The sequence below is a fragment of the Pseudomonas sp. N-137 genome (assembly GCF_034555295.1).
Taxonomy (GTDB): domain Bacteria; phylum Pseudomonadota; class Gammaproteobacteria; order Pseudomonadales; family Pseudomonadaceae; genus Aquipseudomonas; species Aquipseudomonas rhizophila.
The window spans coordinates 78,483-97,129 of record NZ_JAXUDQ010000026.1 but is presented as its reverse complement, the minus strand read 5'-3'; the positions used below and the strand labels follow the sequence as shown (position 1 = coordinate 97,129).

Annotated in this window: 20 protein-coding genes; 15 read left to right on the top strand and 5 right to left on the bottom strand. The window is 63.9% G+C overall.

Annotation, left to right across the window (positions count from 1 at the left end; genetic code table 11):
* Positions 1-58 precede the first annotated feature (58 nt).
* From T3A99_RS17960 to T3A99_RS17890, 15 genes are all read left to right on the top strand, one after another.
* Positions 59-991 carry a 4-hydroxyproline epimerase gene (locus tag T3A99_RS17960; RefSeq protein ID WP_047228981.1) on the top strand — a complete coding sequence of 311 codons (933 nt, stop codon included), beginning with the start codon at positions 59-61 and terminating at the stop codon, positions 989-991.
* On the top strand, positions 988-2,103 hold the full coding sequence (locus T3A99_RS17955; protein ID WP_322834640.1) for an FAD-binding oxidoreductase: 1,116 nt from the start codon (positions 988-990) through the stop codon (positions 2,101-2,103). The genes T3A99_RS17960 and T3A99_RS17955 overlap by 4 nt, the downstream gene beginning before the upstream one ends.
* Complete coding sequence (locus T3A99_RS17950) at positions 2,096-2,332, top strand: 2Fe-2S iron-sulfur cluster-binding protein (RefSeq protein ID WP_076385187.1); 237 nt, start codon at positions 2,096-2,098, stop codon at positions 2,330-2,332. The genes T3A99_RS17955 and T3A99_RS17950 overlap by 8 nt, the downstream gene beginning before the upstream one ends.
* The gene (locus T3A99_RS17945) at positions 2,329-3,585 is read left to right on the top strand and encodes an FAD/NAD(P)-binding oxidoreductase (protein WP_322834639.1); all 1,257 of its coding nucleotides are present in this window, start codon (positions 2,329-2,331) and stop codon (positions 3,583-3,585) included. Before T3A99_RS17950 ends, T3A99_RS17945 begins: the two co-directional genes overlap by 4 nt.
* A 236-nt stretch (positions 3,586-3,821) precedes the next feature.
* A complete protein-coding gene (locus tag T3A99_RS17940; protein ID WP_076385191.1) occupies positions 3,822-4,571 on the top strand; it encodes an AraC family transcriptional regulator in 750 nt (249 codons plus the stop codon).
* A 232-nt stretch (positions 4,572-4,803) separates the two neighbouring features.
* Positions 4,804-5,622, top strand: a complete 819-nt coding sequence (locus tag T3A99_RS17935) for a transporter substrate-binding domain-containing protein (protein ID WP_047228976.1) — start codon at positions 4,804-4,806, stop codon at positions 5,620-5,622.
* 10 nt (positions 5,623-5,632) lie between these two features.
* Positions 5,633-7,411, top strand: coding sequence for an aconitase X (locus tag T3A99_RS17930; protein WP_322834638.1), 1,779 nt, complete (start codon positions 5,633-5,635; stop codon positions 7,409-7,411).
* Positions 7,404-8,069 carry an amino acid ABC transporter permease gene (locus T3A99_RS17925; protein WP_047228974.1) on the top strand — a complete coding sequence of 222 codons (666 nt, stop codon included), beginning with the start codon at positions 7,404-7,406 and terminating at the stop codon, positions 8,067-8,069. Before T3A99_RS17930 ends, T3A99_RS17925 begins: the two co-directional genes overlap by 8 nt.
* Before the next feature lie 9 nt (positions 8,070-8,078).
* A complete protein-coding gene (locus tag T3A99_RS17920) occupies positions 8,079-8,729 on the top strand; it encodes an amino acid ABC transporter permease (RefSeq protein WP_076385195.1) in 651 nt (216 codons plus the stop codon).
* Positions 8,722-9,444 carry an amino acid ABC transporter ATP-binding protein gene (locus T3A99_RS17915; RefSeq protein ID WP_322834637.1) on the top strand — a complete coding sequence of 241 codons (723 nt, stop codon included), beginning with the start codon at positions 8,722-8,724 and terminating at the stop codon, positions 9,442-9,444. Before T3A99_RS17920 ends, T3A99_RS17915 begins: the two co-directional genes overlap by 8 nt.
* A gap of 118 nt (positions 9,445-9,562) precedes the next feature.
* Positions 9,563-10,591, top strand: a complete 1,029-nt coding sequence (locus tag T3A99_RS17910; protein WP_139050470.1) for a trans-3-hydroxy-L-proline dehydratase — start codon at positions 9,563-9,565, stop codon at positions 10,589-10,591.
* 87 nt (positions 10,592-10,678) lie between these two features.
* Positions 10,679-11,596 carry a dihydrodipicolinate synthase family protein gene (locus T3A99_RS17905; protein WP_310662917.1) on the top strand — a complete coding sequence of 306 codons (918 nt, stop codon included), beginning with the start codon at positions 10,679-10,681 and terminating at the stop codon, positions 11,594-11,596.
* Positions 11,597-11,773: 177 nt separating this feature from the next.
* The gene (locus T3A99_RS17900; RefSeq protein WP_322834636.1) at positions 11,774-12,328 is read left to right on the top strand and encodes a DinB family protein; all 555 of its coding nucleotides are present in this window, start codon (positions 11,774-11,776) and stop codon (positions 12,326-12,328) included.
* Positions 12,329-12,354: 26 nt separating this feature from the next.
* Complete coding sequence (locus T3A99_RS17895; protein WP_047228968.1) at positions 12,355-12,705, top strand: DUF6152 family protein; 351 nt, start codon at positions 12,355-12,357, stop codon at positions 12,703-12,705.
* The gene (locus T3A99_RS17890) at positions 12,705-13,211 is read left to right on the top strand and encodes a DUF6644 family protein (protein WP_274091103.1); all 507 of its coding nucleotides are present in this window, start codon (positions 12,705-12,707) and stop codon (positions 13,209-13,211) included. Before T3A99_RS17895 ends, T3A99_RS17890 begins: the two co-directional genes overlap by 1 nt.
* A gap of 55 nt (positions 13,212-13,266) precedes the next feature.
* Here T3A99_RS17890 and T3A99_RS17885 read toward each other — a convergent pair whose 3' ends face one another.
* The 5 genes from T3A99_RS17885 to T3A99_RS17865 form a co-directional block, all read right to left on the bottom strand.
* Positions 13,267-14,331, bottom strand: coding sequence for a 2,3-butanediol dehydrogenase (locus T3A99_RS17885; RefSeq protein ID WP_230682633.1), 1,065 nt, complete (start codon positions 14,329-14,331; stop codon positions 13,267-13,269).
* An 84-nt stretch (positions 14,332-14,415) separates the two neighbouring features.
* Positions 14,416-15,528: an acetoin dehydrogenase dihydrolipoyllysine-residue acetyltransferase subunit gene (locus T3A99_RS17880; protein ID WP_322834635.1), complete on the bottom strand. Its 1,113-nt coding sequence runs from the start codon at positions 15,526-15,528 to the stop codon at positions 14,416-14,418.
* Positions 15,528-16,544 carry an alpha-ketoacid dehydrogenase subunit beta gene (locus T3A99_RS17875; RefSeq protein ID WP_047228964.1) on the bottom strand — a complete coding sequence of 339 codons (1,017 nt, stop codon included), beginning with the start codon at positions 16,542-16,544 and terminating at the stop codon, positions 15,528-15,530. The genes T3A99_RS17880 and T3A99_RS17875 overlap by 1 nt, the downstream gene beginning before the upstream one ends.
* Positions 16,545-16,579: 35 nt before the next feature.
* The gene (locus T3A99_RS17870) at positions 16,580-17,557 is read right to left on the bottom strand and encodes a thiamine pyrophosphate-dependent dehydrogenase E1 component subunit alpha (RefSeq protein WP_047228963.1); all 978 of its coding nucleotides are present in this window, start codon (positions 17,555-17,557) and stop codon (positions 16,580-16,582) included.
* 2 nt (positions 17,558-17,559) lie between these two features.
* The gene (locus T3A99_RS17865) at positions 17,560-18,633 is read right to left on the bottom strand and encodes an ATP-NAD kinase family protein (RefSeq protein WP_139050474.1); all 1,074 of its coding nucleotides are present in this window, start codon (positions 18,631-18,633) and stop codon (positions 17,560-17,562) included.
* Positions 18,634-18,647 lie beyond the last annotated feature (14 nt).

Sequence of the window (18,647 nt, the reverse complement as noted above, 5' to 3'; positions counted from 1 at the left end):
GTCACCCCCCAGCGCGGGCCACGCTTGCCGTCACTCATCTGAACGGACGTGGCCCCCCATGAAACGCATTACCGTGATCGATTCCCATACCGGCGGCGAACCGACCCGTCTGGTCACCGACGGTTTTCCCGACCTGGGCCAAGGCAGCATGGCCGAGCGCCGCCAGCGTCTGGCGACACAGCATGACGCCTGGCGCACCGCCTGTGTGCTGGAGCCACGGGGCAGCGATGTGCTGGTCGGTGCGCTGCTCTGTGAGCCGCAGGATCCGAGCGCCTGTGCCGGGGTGATCTTCTTCAACAACAGCGGCTACCTGGGCATGTGCGGCCACGGCACCATCGGCCTGGTGACGTCACTGGCACACCTGGGCAAGATCGGCCCTGGCGTGCACACCGTCGAAACCCCGGTGGGCACGGTGCAAGCGACCTTGCATGAGGACCGTTCGGTCAGCGTACGCAATGTGCCGGCCTACCGTTACCGCAAGGCCCTGAGCCTGGAGGTGCCCGGTATCGGCCCGGTGGTGGGCGATGTGGCCTGGGGCGGCAACTGGTTTTTCCTGATCGCGGACCATGGTCAGCGCGTGGCGGGCGACAACCTCGACGCGCTGACCGCCTACACCTACGCCGTGCAGCAGGCCTTGGAACAGCAAGGTCTGCGGGGTGAGGACGGTGGCCTGATCGATCACATCGAACTGTTCGCCGATGACCCGCACGCCGACAGCCGCAACTTCGTGCTCTGCCCCGGCAAGGCGTATGACCGCTCCCCATGCGGCACCGGCACCAGCGCCAAACTGGCGTGCCTGGCCGCTGACGGAAAACTGCAACCCGGGCAGATCTGGCGCCAGGCCAGTGTCATTGGCAGTGAATTCGAAGGCTCCTATGAGTTCGACGGCGAGCGCATCGTGCCGACCATTCGCGGCCGCGCCTACATCAGCGCCGAAACCACGCTGGTCATTGAGCCGGATGATCCGTTCGCCTGGGGCATCGTCCCGTGAACGCCGGCCACGTCGCCGATGTGATCATCATCGGTGCCGGCATCATCGGCGCCGCCTGCGCCCGGACGTTGGCCCGGCGAGGCTTGAAGGTCCTGGTACTCGATGCCGGTTGGCACGGTGCCACGGCCGCCGGCATGGGCCACTTGCTGGTGCTGGACGACAACCCGGCGGAACTGGCCCTCAGCCAATATTCCCTGCAGCGCTGGCGCCAGTTGGCCCCGGCCCTGCCCGACGCCTGCGCGTGGCGCAACAACGGCACCCTGTGGCTGGCGGCCAATGCCGAGGAAATGGCCGTTGCCCATAGCAAGTACCTGAACCTGCTGGCTCATGGCGAAGACTGCGAGCTGATCGGGCGTGCGGCCCTGCAGCAGCGTGAGCCGCAACTGCGCGAAGGCCTGGAGGGCGGCCTGCTGATCAAGGGCGACGGGATCCTGTACGCCCCGGCTGCCGCGCGCTGGATGCTGGACGAGGCCAATATTGCTCAGCAACGCGCCCAGGTCATTGAAGTGGACGGCCATCGAGTGCGTCTTGAGGACGGTCGCTGGTTGAACGCAGAAGCGGTGATTCTCGCCAATGGCATCCAGGCCACCGAGCTGTGCCCGGAGTTGCCGATCGAAGCCAAGAAGGGCCATTTGTTGATCACCGATCGTTACCCCGCCACCGTCTCCCACACCCTGGTGGAGCTGGGGTATGTCACCAGCGCTCACAACGCCAGCGGTCCATCGGTGGCGTGCAATATCCAGCCGCGTCCGACCGGGCAGCTGTTCATCGGTGCCTCGCGACAGTTCGGCACCGTCGACCCGCAGGTGGAAGGCTGGATGCTGGCAAAGATGCTCAAACGTGCTGTCGACTACATGCCAGGCCTGGCACACCTCAACGGCATCCGCGCCTGGACCGGTTTTCGCGCCGCCAGCCCCGACGGCCTGCCGCTGGTGGGGCAACATCCGCAACGCCCTGGCCTGTGGCTGGCGGTGGGTCACGAAGGCCTGGGCGTGACGACGGCACCCGCAACGGCCGATCTGTTGGCCGCGCAACTGTTCAACGAAACCTCGCCGCTGGCGACGCAACCGTACCTGCCACAGCGTTTTCTGGGAGAACCGGCCCATGCCTGATCTGTTTCTCGATGGTCGCCCGCTCACTGTCGTCAGCGGCACCAGCGTCGCCGCCGCCCTTGCCCTGGGAGCCGACGGTTGCGGCCGCACTTCGGTCAGCGGCCAGCGCCGCGCGCCTCTGTGCGGCATGGGCATTTGCCAGGAATGCCGGGTGATGATCGATGGCCATCGACGCCTGGCCTGCCAGACACTGTGTCGCGATGGCATGCAAGTGCAAACACGACCATGAACGAAACCACCGACCTGTTGATCATCGGCGCCGGCCCCGCCGGCATGGCTGCCGCCCTGGCCGCGGCAAGCAGCGGTATGCGCATTGTGCTGCTGGACGATAATCCATTGCCGGGCGGGCAGATCTGGCGCGACGGCCCCCAAGCTCACCTCCCCGCCGAGGCCCGACGTCTGCGCAACTCATTACAGGCCTGCGCCAATGTGCGCTGCCACGCCGGCACCCGCGTCATCGCCTGCGCCGCCGATAAAACCTTGCTGGTGGAAGATGCCGAGCGCGGCTGGCAGATCACCTACCAGCGCTTGATCCTGTGCACCGGCGCGCGCGAACTGCTGCTGCCCTTCCCCGGCTGGACGCTGCCGGGGGTGACCGCCGTCGGTGGTTTACAAGCATTGATCAAGAGTGGCCTGCCAGTGCGCGGCGAACGGCTGGTGATCGCCGGCAGCGGTCCGTTGTTGCTGGCCAGCGCCGCCACCGCCAAACATCAAGGGGCGCAGGTATTGCGGATCGCCGAGCAGGCCAATCATCGCGCCGTCGCCGGTTTCGCCGCGCAGTTGCCGCGCTGGCCGGGCAAGTTTTTGCAGTCGTTCAGCCTTTTCGATCCCCACTACCGCACCGGCACGCATGTGCTGGAGGCCCTGGGTCGCGAGCGGCTTGAGGGCGTGCGCCTGCTACAACAGGGCAAGACACTTGAACTGGCCTGCGACCGTCTTGCCTGTGGGTTCGGGCTCATTCCCAATACTCAGCTCGGCCAGGCCTTGGGCTGTGGTCTTGAAGGCCAGGCGCTAGCTGTTGACGCCTGGCAAGCGACTACCCGCCACGACCATTACGCCGCCGGTGAATGCACCGGGTTCGGTGGCAGCGAACTGGCGCTGGTGGAAGGCGCCATCGCCGGCCACAGCGCCGTTGGCAATAGTGTCGCCGCTCAACGCTTGTGGCCTCGCCGGGCACGCTGGCAAGGTTTCGCCCGGGCGTTGAACAAGGCCTTCGCCTTGGACGCGCGACTCAAGACCCTCGCTCGGGACGACACACTGGTGTGCCGCTGCGAAGACGTGCCGTATGGCGAGCTGGTCGACCACCAGGACTGGCGCGCAGCGAAACTGGCGAGCCGGTGCGGCATGGGGGCCTGCCAGGGACGGGTCTGCGCTGCCGCGCTGGAACATCTGTTCGGCTGGCCCTCACCCACGCCGCGCCCGCCCTTCAGCCCGGCGCGGATCGAGACTTTGCTGCACCTGGAAGAAACCCCGCCCACTTGAGCCCGTGCAAGCCCAACCTGTGGGAGCGAGCCTGCTCGCGATAGCGCCGGTTCAGCAGCATTGATGTTGACTGACACTCCGCTATCGCGAGCAGGCTCGCTCCCACAGTTGCTTCGGGTCATTCATAAAGAACTGTGCGAACCATCGTGCGATTGCGAGGTGACAGGTCCCGTATTTTCGATCGACACTGCGCTACCGCGAGCACGCTCGCTCCCATCAGAAGGCGATGCTGGACCATGTACCCCACGCTCACTTCCTTCGCCCCCTGCGATTTACCGACCCTGCTCAACAGCCTGCAACCCATCGCGCCGTTGCTCGACACCCTGTCGGACGTGGTGTTTTTCATCAAGGACAGGCAAGCCCGCTATGCCTTCGTCAACCAGACCCTGGCCCGGCGTTGCGGCTTCAAACAAAGCGCTGACCTGCTGGGCCTCACTGCCGAGCAGGTTTTTCCCGAGCGTTTCGGCCCGCTGTACACCGAGCAGGACCGACGGGTGCTGGCCAGCGGCCGGGAACTGGCCGACCAGCTCGAACTGCACCTGTACTACGGCAACCAGCCGGTGTGGTGCCTGACCCATAAACTCGCCCTGCATGCGCCCAACGGCCAGATCGTCGGCCTGGCCGGGATCTCCCGGGACTTGCAACTGCCCCAGTCGAGTCACCCCGCGTTCCACAAACTGGCGGCGGTGGATGCCCATATCAAACAGCACTTCGCCCACCCCATCAGCCTTGCCGACCTGACCGCTATCGCTGGGTTGTCAGTGGCGCAGTTGGAGCGCCACTGCAAGCGCATCTTCCAGCTCACGCCCCGGCAGATGATTCACAAGGCGCGGCTGGAAGAAGCCTCGCGATTGTTACTGGACCACGACCTGCCCATCACCGAAATCGCCCTGCGCTGCGGCTACACCGATCACAGCGCGTTCAGCCGGCAGTTCCGCGCCTTGACCAGCCTTTCACCCAGCCAGTATCGCGAAAATCAGCGCTGACCGGTGTTCCCTGGTGGGGCATGGGGACTGCGATTGCTCCTATCTGTAACACCGCACGCAAGCGTTGTTCGGCGTCTGACGCAGCTCCACGTCTTTTAATGCATGCACATCAAAGCCTTACCAATGACCACTGACTCAACCTCAAACCGGCACGCTGCTTGCTTTATTTAATATCGTATACGAAATCCTCAATACGATATTTCATCCGCATTTATTCGACAGCGAGGCATTTATGAAAAACCCTGCATTGGCTGTAGCCCTGAGCGTTGCCCTCACGCCCCTTTTCATCGCCCCCGCTCACGCCGACAAACTCGACGACATCATCGGCTCCGGCAAGCTGCGCTGCGCCGTGACCCTGGACTTCCCGCCCATGGGTTTTCGTGACGCTGGCAATAAACCCGCTGGTTTTGACGTGGACTATTGCCACGACCTGGCGAAAGTCCTTGGCGTGGAACCCGAAGTGGTGGAAACACCGTTCCCGGACCGGATCCCGGCGCTTGTTTCCGGCCGTGCGGACGTGATCGTCGCCTCCACCTCCGACACCCTGGAGCGGGCCAAGACCGTGGGCCTGACCGTGCCCTACTTCGCGTTCCAGATGGTAGTGCTGACCCGCGACGATACCGGCATCAACAGCTACGACGACCTCAAGGGCAAACCTCTGGGTAACACCAGCGGCACCTACGAAGCCATCGCCCTGGAAAAAGACCAGAAGAGTTGGGGCAGCGGCAGTTTCCGCGCCTACCAGTCGCAGAACGACACGCTGCTGGCCGTCGCCCAGGGCCACATCGATGCGACCGTGGTGACCAACACCGTGGCGGCCGCGACCATCAAGTCGGGCAAGTACAAGAACCTGAAAATCGCGGGCAACGCGCCCTATGTCATCGACTACGTGTCCCTTGGCGCCAAGCGCAACGAGTACGGGTTGATCAACTACCTTAACCTCTTCGTCAACCAGCAGGTGCGCACTGGCCGTTACAAGGAGCTGTTCGTCAAATGGGTGGGCACCGACATCCCGCCGGCCGACCTGGTGGTGCCGCAGGTTTACTACTGAGGATTGAAGTATGCCAAGCACGCCTACCCGTGTGACGGGCCGAAGTCTGGTGGAGGGTGCCGCCCAGGGCACCCTGCTGTACGCCGATGTGGGCCTGAGTTTCTGGGGCGGGGTCGAGCCGGCCAGCGGCGAGGTGATTGACCGCCATCATCCGTTGAGCGGCGAACGCCTGGCCGGGCGTGTGCTGGCGATTCCCAGCGGGCGTGGCTCCTGCACCGGCAGCAGCGTGCTGATGGAGCTGATCAGCAACGGCCACGCCCCTGCGGCCCTGGTGCTGGCCGAGGCCGATGAAATCCTGACCCTGGGCGTGCTGGTGGCGCAGGTGATTTTCCAGCGCTCCCTGCCGGTGGTGTGTGTCGGGCACGAGGCCTTCAAGCGGTTGCGCGGCCAGGGTTTTGTGCGCATTGAAGGCGCTTGCCTGACCTTGTCAGGTCAGCGCCCCAACGATGGCTGGCATGGGCTGGACTTTCCAACCCCCGCGCTCAGCGGTTCAACCATCAGCCTCAGCCAACAGGACCAGGCGCTGCTGGACGGCAGACACGGCAAGGCGGCCCAGGTCGCAATGCAGATTGTATTGCGCATGGCCCAGATCCAGGGCGCTACACAACTGCTGGATGTGACCCAGGCCCACATCGATGGCTGCATCTATACCGGCCCGGCCAGCCTGCGTTTTGCCGAACAACTGGTGCAGTGGGGCGCGAAGGTGCGCGTGCCCACCACGCTCAATTCGATCTCCGTGGACCAGCGGCGCTGGCGGGAACTGGGCGTCGACCCCGCCCTGGGTGAGCCGGCCAGCGCCTTGGGGGATGCCTACATGGCAATGGGTGCGCAGTTGAGTTTCACTTGTGCCCCCTACCTGCTCGACAGCGCGCCCAAGGCTGGCGAACAGATCGTCTGGGCCGAATCCAACGCCGTGGTCTACGCCAACAGCGTGCTCGGTGCCCGCACGCAGAAGTATCCGGACTTCCTGGACATCTGCATCGCCCTCTGTGGTCGCGCGCCATTGACCGGCTGCCATCTTGACGCACAGCGCAAAGCCGCGCTGATTATCGATGTGCCGCCGCTGGGGCCCGTGGACGACAGTTTCTATCCGCTGCTGGGTTATCACATCGGCAGCCTGACGGGCCGACGCATTCCACTGATCCGCGGCCTGGAGCACGCCGCCCCCACGCGGGACGACTTGAAAGCCTTCGGCGCCGCGTTCGCCACCACCAGCGCCGCGCCGCTGTTCCACATCGCCGGGGTGACGCCCGAGGCCCTCGACCCGGTCGATGTCCTGGAGCCTGGAGTCAGTTTGCCGCAGGACACTGTCAGCGTTGCCGGCCTGCTCGCCAGTTGGCGCGAACTCAACAGCGCCCGGCACCGCCAGGTGGACGTGGTCTCCCTGGGCAATCCGCATTTTTCCCTCAGCGAATTCGCCGCCCTGTCGGCCCTGTGCGCAGGCCGCCACAAACATCCGGAGGTGGTGCTGGCGATCACCTGTGGCCGAGCGGTACTGGAACAGGCTCGCGAAGCGGGCCATCTGCAGGCTATCGAAGCCTTCGGCGCGCTCCTGGTCACCGACACCTGCTGGTGCATGTTGGGCGAGCCGGTCATTCCGCCCGAGGCCACCACCCTAATGACCAACTCCGGCAAATACGCCCATTACGCACCGGGTCTGGTCGGTCGCGGCGTGCACTTCGCCAGCCTTGCGCAGTGCGTTGAAGCCGCGTGCAGCGCAACGGCCAGCGGTCAACCGCCGACGTGGCTGCAACCGACTGTCCATACGGGGGGCCTGACCGATGTTTGACTACAGTTTCCAGTGGCGCCCGGCCTTGCGTGCCCTGCCCGACATGCTCGCCGGGGCCTGGGTCACCTTCGAGACCGCGGCGCTGTCGATGATCTTCGGCGTGCTGATCGCCCTGGTGCTGACGGTGATGCGCCAGGCCCGCCATCCGCTGCTGCGCGGCGTGGGCAATGGCTGGGTGTCGATCGCCCGCAACACGCCCTCGCTGTTCCAGATCTACATCCTTTACTTCGGCCTCGGCTCTCTCGGGCTGCACGTCAGTTCCTGGCTGGCGTTGCTGGCCGGGATTACCTTCAACAACGCCGGTTACCTGGCGGAAAACTTTCGCGGCGGCCTCAAGGCCGTGCCGAGTACCCAGATGCGCGCCGCCCGCTCCCTGGGCATGAGCGCCTGGCAGGCCTACCGGATGATCATCGTGCCGCAACTGCTGCGCATCGTGTTCTACCCGCTGACCAACCAGATGGTCTGGGCGGTGCTGATGACTTCCCTGGGTGTGGTCGTGGGCCTGAACAACGACCTGACCGGCGTCACCCAGGAATACAACGTCAAGACCTTCCGCACCTTCGAATACTTCGCCCTCGCGGCGGTGCTGTATTACCTGATCGCCAAGCTGATCGTCGGGCTGGCCCGGCTGTTGTCCTGGCGATTGTTTCGTTACTGAGGGCGCGTCATGTTTACCACCAGCCTCACCCTTAACGACCTGCTGTTCTTGCTCGACGGGGCCTGGGTCACGCTGCAACTGACCGCGTGGTCGATCCTGCTGGGTTCCCTGGCCGGCTTGCTGTTCGGCCTGCTGCGGGCATTGCTGCCGCGGGCCAGCCTGCCACTGGCCTGGGTACTGGACGTGTTTCGCAGCGTTCCGCTGCTGATCCAGTTCGTGCTGTTCAACGCCCTCAAGAGCATCGTCGGCCTGAACCTGAGCGCCTTCGCGGTCGGTTGCATCGTGCTCGGCGTCTACGCCGCCGCCTACTTCACCGAGATCGTGCGCGGTGGCGTGCTGGCGGTGCCGTTGAGTACCCGGCGGGCCAGTCGCTCCCTGGGCCTGAGTTACCTGCAGGATCTGCGCTACATCGTCCTGCCGATTGCCACGCGGGTCGCATTCCCTGGCTGGCTGAACCTGGTGTTGGGCGTGATGAAAGACACCGCGCTGGTGATGTGGATCGGCATCGTCGAACTGCTGCGCGCCTCGCAAACCATCGTCACCCGCATCCAGGAACCGCTGCTGGTGCTGTGCATTGCGGGCCTCATTTACTACGTCATGAGCCTGGTGGTCGCCCGCCTTGGCGCACGTCTGGAAAGAAGGTGGCAGGAAAATGATTGAGATCGAGAACGTACACAAATCCTTTGGCGAGCTGGAAGTGGTCAAGGGCGTGAGCCTGACGGTGGACAAAGGGGAAGTGGTGTCGATCATCGGTGGCTCCGGCTCCGGCAAATCGACCCTGCTGATGTGCATCAACGGCCTGGAGCCGATCCACAAAGGCAGCATTCGCGTGGACGGCATCGAGGTCCACGACCGCGCCACCGACCTCAACCGCTTGCGGCAAAAGATCGGCATCGTGTTCCAGCAATGGAACGCTTTCCCCCATCTGACCGTGCTGGAAAACGTGATGCTGGCGCCTCGCAAAGTGCTGGGCAAAAGCAAGCAGGAGGCCGAAGCGCTGGCGCTGCGACAGCTGGAGCATGTGGGCCTGGGAGACAAGCTCAAGGCCTTCCCCGGCAAGCTTTCCGGTGGTCAACAACAGCGCATGGCGATCGCCCGGGCCCTGGCGATGTCGCCGGACTACATGCTCTTCGACGAAGCCACCTCGGCCCTGGACCCGCAATTGGTGGGCGAAGTGCTGGACACCATGCGCATGCTCGCCGAAGACGGCATGACCATGGTGCTGGTGACCCACGAGATCCGCTTCGCCCGGGACGTGTCCGACCGCGTGGCGTTTTTCTGCGACGGGCGGGTCCATGAGATCGGGCCACCGGATCAGGTGATTGGCCACCCTGTGCAGCCGGAGACGGCGGCGTTTCTCAAGTCGGTGAAATAGCGATGGCCCCATCGCGAGCAAGCTCGCTCCCACACTGTTTCGTGTACACCACAGAACCCTTTGTGGGAGCGAGCTTGCTCGCGATGAGGCCCTACAAGACAACACAAGGATTTGACTCATGCGCTCATCGAAAATCATCCATGTAGTCAGCTGCCACGCCGAAGGCGAAGTCGGCGATGTGATCGTCGGCGGCGTCGCACCACCGCCCGGTGCCACCGTATGGGAACAGTCACGCTGGATCGCCCAGGACCAGACCCTGCGCAACTTCGTCCTCAACGAGCCCCGTGGCGGCGTGTTCCGTCACGTCAACCTGCTGGTGCCGGCCAAGGACCCGCGGGCGCAGATGGCCTGGATCATCATGGAACCGGCAGACACACCGCCGATGTCCGGTTCCAACTCGTTGTGCGTCGCCACTGTGTTGCTCGATAGCGGCATCCTGCCCATGACCGAGCCCCAGACGCGCTTGGTCCTCGAAGCGCCCGGCGGGCTGATCGAAGCGGTGGCCGACTGCCGCGACGGTAAAGTCCAACGGGTGGAAATCAAGAACGTGCCCTCCTTCGCCGACCGCCTCGATGCCTGGATCGAAGTCGAGGGACTGGGGTCGCTGCAGGTGGACACTGCCTACGGCGGCGACAGTTTCGTCATCGTCGACGCCCAGCGCCTGGGTTTTGCTATCCGTCCTGATGAAGCGGCCGAATTGGTGGCCGTGGGGTTGAAAATCACCCGGGCCGCCAACGAGCAACTGGGCTTTGTCCATCCGTTGAACCCGGACTGGTCGCATATCTCGTTTTGCCAGATTGCCGCGCCCATCGTCCTGGAGAACGGCATCGCCAGCGGTGCCAACGCCGTGGTGATCCAGCCCGGCAAGATCGATCGCTCCCCCACCGGCACCGGTTGCTCGGCGCGCATGGCGGTGTTGCACGCCAAGGGGTTGATGCAAGTGGGAGAGCGTTTCATCGGCCGCTCGATCATCGGCTCCGAGTTCCACTGCCGTATCGATTCATTGACCGAAGTGGCCGGGCGTCCGGCGATTTATCCGTGCATCGCCGGGCGCGCGTGGATCACCGGCACGCATCAGTTGCTGCTCGACCCGGCAGATCCCTGGCCACAGGGGTATCGGCTTTCGGATACCTGGCCTGGCGCATGACTTCTTGAATTGGCATCGCCCCCTGTGGGAGCAAGCTTTGCTCCCACAAATTCCCTCGCCACATACCATTAACAACCGGAGACAACCATGAGCAAACGCATCAACTGGAGCGGCGTATTCCCCGCCGTCACCACGCAGTTCAACGATGACTTTTCCATCAACCTGGAAAAAACCCATCAAGTGATTTCCAACGTCATCCGCGATGGCGTGTCAGGCCTGGTGGTCTGCGGCTCGGTGGGGGAAAACACCTCCCTGAGCGCCGAGGAGAAAATCGCCGTGACCGAAGTGGCGGTGGATGCTGCCCGGGGCCGGGTGCCGGTGATCTGCGGCGTGGCCGAGTTCACCAGCGTGCAGGCGGCCAAGGTCGCCAACGCGGTGCGCCGGGTTGGCGTCGACGGCGTGATGCTGATGCCAGCGCTGGTCTATGGCTCCAAGCCGTTCGAGACCGCCGAGCATTTCCGCTACGTGGCCCGGCATGCCGACGTGCCGTTGATGGTCTACAACAACCCGCCGATCTACAAGAATGACGTGACCCCGGACATCCTGATTTCCCTGGCCGATTGCGACAACGTGGTGTGCTTCAAGGATTCGTCCGGCGACACCCGGCGCTTCATCGACGTGCGCAATGAAGTGGGCGACCGCTTTGTGTTGTTTGCAGGCCTGGACGACGTGGTGCTGGAAAGCTTGGCCGTGGGTGCCGAAGGCTGGGTCTCGGGGATGTCCAACGTGTTCCCCCAAGAAGGCGAAACCATTTTCCGCCTGGCCCGCGCCGGACGTTTTGCCGAAGCGATGCCGATCTATGAATGGCTGATGCCGATCCTGCACCTGGACGCCCGCGCCGACCTGGTGCAGTGCATCAAACTGTGCGAAGCCATCGCCGGTCGCGGCAGCTCCCTCACCCGCCCACCACGCCTGGCGCTGCCGGAGGAAGATCGCGTGTACGTCGAGCAGATCATGGCCAAGGCCCTGGCCAATCGGCCGGTGTTGCCGGATGTGGGGCTTTGACCGCAGGACATGGCGCTGACCGGCGGTGATAGCGCCGCCGCCATCGCGAGCAGGCTCGCTCCCACATTCACCACAAATCCCTGTGGGAGCGAGCCTGCTCGCGATAGCGGTCTGTCTGAATCGACTATGCTGGATGTGCCGCCCTCATCGTGAGCCAGCTCGCACACAAGGTGCCCCATGAACTATTTCCTGGCCCAGGCCCTGAACAATCAGTGGGCCAATCACCGACTACTCACTGCCTGCGCGCCGTTGAGCGAGGCCCAATACCAGGCACCGCGCACGGGGTTCTTCCCGTCCATCCAGGCCACGCTTTGCCACATCCTGGAAGTGGACCGCTATTACCTCACCGCCCTGGAAGGCGACCGTGACGGCCAGATAAAGGATTTTTCCGAGACGCTGGCCTTTGCCCAACTACGGCACAATCAAACTCAAACCGACCAGCGACTGGTGGCATTCTGCGAAGCCCTGCGGGAAACCGACCTCGCCCGCTCCGTCGATCTGGTGCGTGTCGACGAGGTGGTGCGCGAACGAATCGACCGACTGCTGTTGCACCTGTTCGAACATCAGATCCATCATCGCGGACAGGTCCACACCATGCTCAGTGCCACCCACGTCAAGCCGCCGCAACTCGATGAGTTCTTCCTCGACTGCGACCGCAGGTTTCGCGAAGAAGACGAGCAGTCACTGCAGCTCGGCGAAGACCGCGTCTGGCGCAACTACCTGCCGGGCTGAACCGATGATCCAACAGGAGACCTGCCATGAAACACATACTCGGTTGCATCGGCTTATCGTTGATGCTGGTGGCAACGACAGCCCTGGCCCATCACGGCTGGAGCGAGTACGACACTGACAACACCCTGCAACTCAACGGAACGATAGAAGAATCCGGCTATTCGCATCCCCATGGCTTCGTGCGCCTGAAAACGGCGGACAAAACCTGGACCGTGGTCCTCGCCCCGCCGTCACGCATGGAGAACCGAGGCCTGAGCAAGGACATGCTCAAGCCTGGCAACCAGGTGGGCGTGGTCGGCTATGCAAACCGCAACAAACCCGATGAGTTGCGCGCAGAACGCATCACCGTCGACAACAAGACCGTCGAGTTGCGCTGATGCAGGCCATCGAGGCAGGCAACGACCCGCAGGGCTGGCTGGACCAACTGGAAGGTTCGTCCCTGGCGCTGGCCATGCGCGGCGAACTGTGGCTCTACCCGTTGGTGGAGGTGGTGCACATCATCGGGTTTTCGCTGTTGGTGGGCGCGGTGGTGATGTTCGATTTGCGGGTGCTTGGGGTGTCCAAGGACATTGCCGTGACGGCGCTGGCCCGCCATCTACTGCCCTGGGCCCTTGCGGCCCTGCTGTTGATCGTACCCGCCGGCTTGATGATGTTCAGCGCCCATCCCCATGACTTCGCCGGCAATGGCGTGTTTATCCTCAAGCTGTGCCTGATTGCGGCAGCGGGCCTCAACGCCCTGGTGTTTCACCTCGGGATTTATCGCACGGTCAGCCAATGGAACACCGCCAGCGCGGCACCAGGACTGGCAAAAGCGCAGGCGGTGCTGTCCGTGGCGATATGGTTCACGGTGGTGTTGTGTGGGCGCTTGCTGGCCTATACCTGAGATAAAAAGTGCGATGGCCTTGCCGGCCATCGCCAATCGCCCACCTCAGGCGCGCTCAGATCCGTGCGGGTGACACGATGATTTTCACGTTGTGCTCCTTGTTGTTGACCAGTTCCTCGAACCCCTGGCCAACGATCTGCTCCAGCTGGATGCGCCCGGTCACCAGCGGCGAGATGTCCAGGCGCCCATCGGCGATGAAGGCAATCACGTCGGCGAATTCACCGTTGTAGGCCAGCGCGCCAAGTACCTGCTTCTCGGTGGAGACCAGTTCAAAGAAGTTGAACTCGCTCGGTTCCTCGAAAATCCCCACCAGCACACATTTGCCCGCCTTGCGGATCAGGTCGATGGCGAGTTTGGCGGTGTGCTTGTTGCCGATGCACTCGAAACTGACGTCGGCCCCCAGACCAGCGGTCAAACGACGGACTTCGGCCAGGGCGTCGCACTCGTTCGGATCGATCACATGACTGGCCCCGACTTCCAGGGCCTTGGCCTTGCGCGCACCGGACATTTCCAGGGCGATCACCTGCGCCGCGCCGGCGGCCTTGGCGCACATGATGGTGCACAGGCCGATCGTACCGGCGCCGACCACCACTACGTTCTGGCCCAACAGGCTGCCGGCCTTTTTCACCGCATGCATGCCCACCGCCAACGGCTCGATCAGCGCGCCGGCTTCGGCGGGAAAATCGGCAGGCAGTTTGTAAAGCAGATTGGCCGGCACATTGACCAGCTCCGCGAACGCACCGTTGTTCATCAGCCCGGTGAACGCCAGGTTTTCGCAGATGTTGTAGAGCCCGTGGGTGCAGTAATAGCAAGTGCCACAGTGCTGACAGGCATCGGCCGCCACCGGCTCGCCGACGCTGAAGCCCTCGACACCAGCCCCCAATTCGACGATTTCACCGCAGAACTCATGGCCGAGGATGCACTGGCCCTTGATGCCGGTCAGCGGATGCGGCGCGTCCACCGGAATGAACACCGGCCCGGCCACATATTCATGCAGGTCAGAACCACAGATGCCGCACCACTGCACGCGGATCTGCACCCAGCCGGCGGGCGGCGCTACGGGCAGCGGCACGTCTTCGACGCGGATGTCGTTGCGGCCATGCCAGACAGCGGCGCGCATGCTGCGGGTAGGCTTGATTGAAACGTTCATAGCGTTGCCTCCAGAATTTTGTAGGGGCGACGAATCACCGCGCCGCCCGCTTGATCAGTGCTGCTCAATGAACCCGAGGATCAACCGGTTGACCTGCTCGGCCGCTTCCATCTGCACCATGTGCCCCTGGCCAGGTAGCACCTCGACCTGGGCACTCAGCCCGTCGCTGTGGGCTGCCGGGATGATCGCGTCGTCGCTGCCCCAGATCACCAGCGTCGGCACGTGTCCGGCCTGCACCACTTCACGCAAATCCACCTGCTGGCGGCCGTCGGCGAACAGCGTCGCTGACAGTTGCAACAGCGCAGCGTCCACACCCTCCAGGCGCTTGTACTTGAGCATGTCATCGAGCATCTGCCGGTTGACCAGCTCGGCATTGGAGAACAGTTGCACCAGTTGCGGCTTGAGGGCGTTGCGGTTGGCCGCTTCGACAAAACCTTTGAGGTAGCTGCCATTGATCTGCGCGCCCAGCCCGGCACTGCCGATCAAGGTCAGCGACCGCACTCGCTGGGGCATCAGGCGCGCGGCGTTCAGCGACACCGCCCCACCCATGGAATGCCCCACCAGATGCACAGCGTTGATGTCCAGGTGATCGAGCAAGGCCAGCACCACGCCGCTCAGTTCGTCCAGGTCACCGCGTTGCAGTGTCTTGGCGGATTCGCCATGGCCCGGCAGGTCCAGGGCGATGACCCGACGCCCGGCCGCCAGTGCTTCGTGGTTGAACAGCCAATTGTTCAGGTCGCCGCCGAAACCATGCACCAGCAGCAGTGGCGTGCCGCCTTCGCCACGCTCGAAAAAGCGGATCACCCGGCCATCCAGTTCGACTTTCTGCGGTTTCGGGCCGCTGTCTTCGTCGGCAGCGTCGCCGGGCACAAAGGACGACTGGAACTGCTCGATGACCGCATCGATCTCGGCATCGCTCGCTTCACCGTCGACGACAATCCCGAGCAAGGCGCCGACCGCCAGGGTTTCGTCCTGTCGGGCAACCTGCCGCCGCAAGATCCCGGAGAACGGCGCTTCGACGCTGCTGGAAATCTTGTCGGTTTCCACATCCATCACTTCATCACCCTTGGTGATGGCCTGGCCCTCCTCCTTGAGCCAGGCATCGACCCGGCCTTCGGTCATCGACAGGCCCCACTTGGGCATGGTCAGGGTATGAATCTGGCTCATCAGCGCTTGCTCCACTCGATCACGTTGAGCACGGCTTGTTCGATCTTCGCCGCGTCAGGGATGTACAGGTCTTCCAGGGCATCGGAGAACGGCACCGGGGTATGGGGCGCGGTGACCATTTCAATCGGCGCCTTGAGCGCGCCAAAGGCTTTTTGCGCCACCAGCGCGGAAATGTCGGTGGCCATTGAGCAGCGTGGGTTGGCCTCATCGATGACCACCAGGCGCCCGGTTTTCTCGACGCTTTCCAGGATGCTGTCCTCGTCCATCGGGCTGGTGGTGCGCAGGTCGATGACCTCGCAATCGATGCCGCGCCCGGCCAGGCTGCGGGCCGCGTCCATGGCGGTATTGACCATGCGCCCGTACGAGACCAGGGTCACGTCTTTGCCGTCGCGCAGGAAATTGGCCTCGCCGAAGGGAATGGTGTAGAGCTCTTCCGGCACCTCGCCCTGCATGCTGTAGAGCAATTTGTGCTCGCAGAAGATCACCGGGTCGTTGTCGCGGATCGCCTGGATCAGCAAGCCCTTAGCGTCGTAGGGCGACGACGGGCACACCACTTTCAGCCCCGGAATGTGCGTCCACAAGGAGGTGAGCATTTGGGAATGCTGGGCGGCGGCGCGCAGGCCGGCACCGACCATGGTGCGGATCACCAGCGGCGTGGAGGCCTTGCCGCCGAACATGTAGCGAAACTTCGCCGCCTGGTTGAGGATCTGGTCCAGGCAGCACCCGGCGAAGTCGACGAACATCAGTTCGCACACCGGGCGCACGCCACAGGTAGCCGCCCCGACCGCCGCGCCGACGTAACCGATTTCCGACAGCGGCGTATCCAGCACACGCCCGGGAAACTGGTCGTAAAGCCCCTTGGTGACACCGAGCACACCGCCCCAGGCGTCGTTTTCACCGGGCGCGCCGGCACCACCGGCGACGTCCTCGCCCATGATGAAGACGCTGGAATCGCGGCGCATTTCCTGGGCCAGGGCTTCGTTGATTGCCTGCTGATAGCTGATTTTTCTCGCCATGATGGGATTCTCTGTTCTTGTTTTATGAAGAGCGTTCAGGGATAGGAGACGTAGACGTCGGTCAGCAGGTCCGCCGCGGTGGGCTTGGGATCGGACTTGGCTTTGTACACGGCGTTTTCGATCAGCAACTCGATCTCCTTGTCGATCTGGTCCAACTGCTCGACGGTGAGCAATCCGGCCCGCGTGGTGCGCTCGCGAAACTGCATCAGGCAATCCTGGTTCTCGCGAAAATGCTTGACCTCGTCGGGTGCCCGATAAGTCTGGGCATCGCCCTCGAAGTGGCCGTAGTAACGGGTCAGCTTGACCTCGATCAGCGAAGGCCCCTCCCCGGCACGGGCGCGTTCGACGGCGGCCCCGGCGGCTTCATGCACGGCAAAGAAGTCAAAGCCATCCACCGTCACCCCGGGCATGCCGAAACCGGCGGCGCGGTCGGCAATGTGATCGCAGGCCACCGACCAATTGGACGCGGTGGCTTCGGCGTAGCCATTGTTTTCAGCGATGAACAGGCACGGCAGGTTCCACACCGAGGCCATGTTCATGGCTTCGAATACCGCGCCTTCGTTGGAGCCACCATCACCGAAAAACACCACGGCGACGCTGTCGGTGCCCTTGAGCCGGGCGGCCAGCGCGGCGCCCACCACCAGGGGCGCGCCCGCCCCGACAATGCCATTGGCGCCGAGCATGCCTTTCTCGAAATCGGCAATGTGCATGGAGCCGCCCTTGCCTTGGCAGACGCCGGTCTTCTTGCCGTAGATCTCGGCCATCATCCCGTACACGTCCACGCCCTTGGCGATGCAATGACCGTGGCCTCGGTGGTTGGAGGCGATGCAATCGTCATCGCCCAAATGGGCCATGACGCCGGCGGCCGACGCCTCTTCGCCGGCATACAGGTGGACGAAACCGGGAATCTCGCCAGTGGCGAACTCCACGTGCAGGCGCTCTTCGAAAGCGCGGATGGTGCGCATCACCTGATAGGCGTGCAGCAGTTGATCGTGGGTGAGCGGTGTCGACATTTTTATTCTCCTGGGGTGTCTTCTTGAAGATTCAGAGGGTGTTGCGGGTGTTCGCGGCCGATGGCCAGCAAACGCTGTTGCGCGGCGTAGGCCAGCACCGCGTTGACATCGATGCTCAGCGGGCCGCCGGCATCGAGGGTGACCGTGGGCCGGTCCTGCGCGTTGAATTCGATTTCCCGTTCGCCGTCCAGGGCCAGGGTGCCTCTGGAGAGCGACAGGCCATGGGCGATGCCAGGCTCCAAGGGCCCGGCGGCGAGCACGCCACAGCCTTGCAACAGACCAGGGGCCAGCGGCACCAGCAACGCTTCGGGCGATTGCGGGTCCAGGCGCATCCAGGCACCACCCGCTGCCTGGCGTGACACCGGGAACCACAAGCCGCACAGCGCCGACAGGCCGATGGATTGCGGCTCGGCGAAGGTCACGAACACCTCGGCCAGGTCCTGCGCCCGACTGATGGCCCGGGCGCCGACAAAGCGCAGCGGCGACACGGCGACGTCCACCAGGGCGACTTCGCGCAAACCGCGTCCGGCATCGCAGACCAACAGGCGTTTGTTGCGACGCAGGCCGATCTGCGCAGGTATCCGGCCGCTGGCGTACAACCCACCGGCCAATCCGGCACTGGTGGCTTCGCGCAGTTCGGGGAAGGCGTTATTGGTGCCCGTGGAGAGGGTCAGCAGCGGGATATCACCGACTTCGGCGGCCACGGCCTTGTGGGTGCCGTCGCCGCCCAGCACGGCGATCAGGCTCACCTCGCGTTCTGCCATCAGGCGCGCGGCCTGACGCGTATCTTCGACGGTCTGGCGCAGCGTCAGGTCGAGAAATTCCAGGGCCGGCCAATGGCTGCTGCGCGCCTGGCGGCTGTGGCTGTTCTTCAGCACGGCGGCGGCAATGCCGGTCATGTCGGTCGGCATCAGGACCTGCTCGATACCGGTGGCACCAAAGGCGGCCAGCAGCCGCTGGATCACCGAAACCTTGTCGGTGCTGGAAAACAACCCGGCGTTGGCGGTCAGGCGTCGCACATCGCGCCCCGACGCCGGGTTGGCAATAATGCCCACGGTCAGTGGACGGCGACTCATGGCGCCACCGGCAG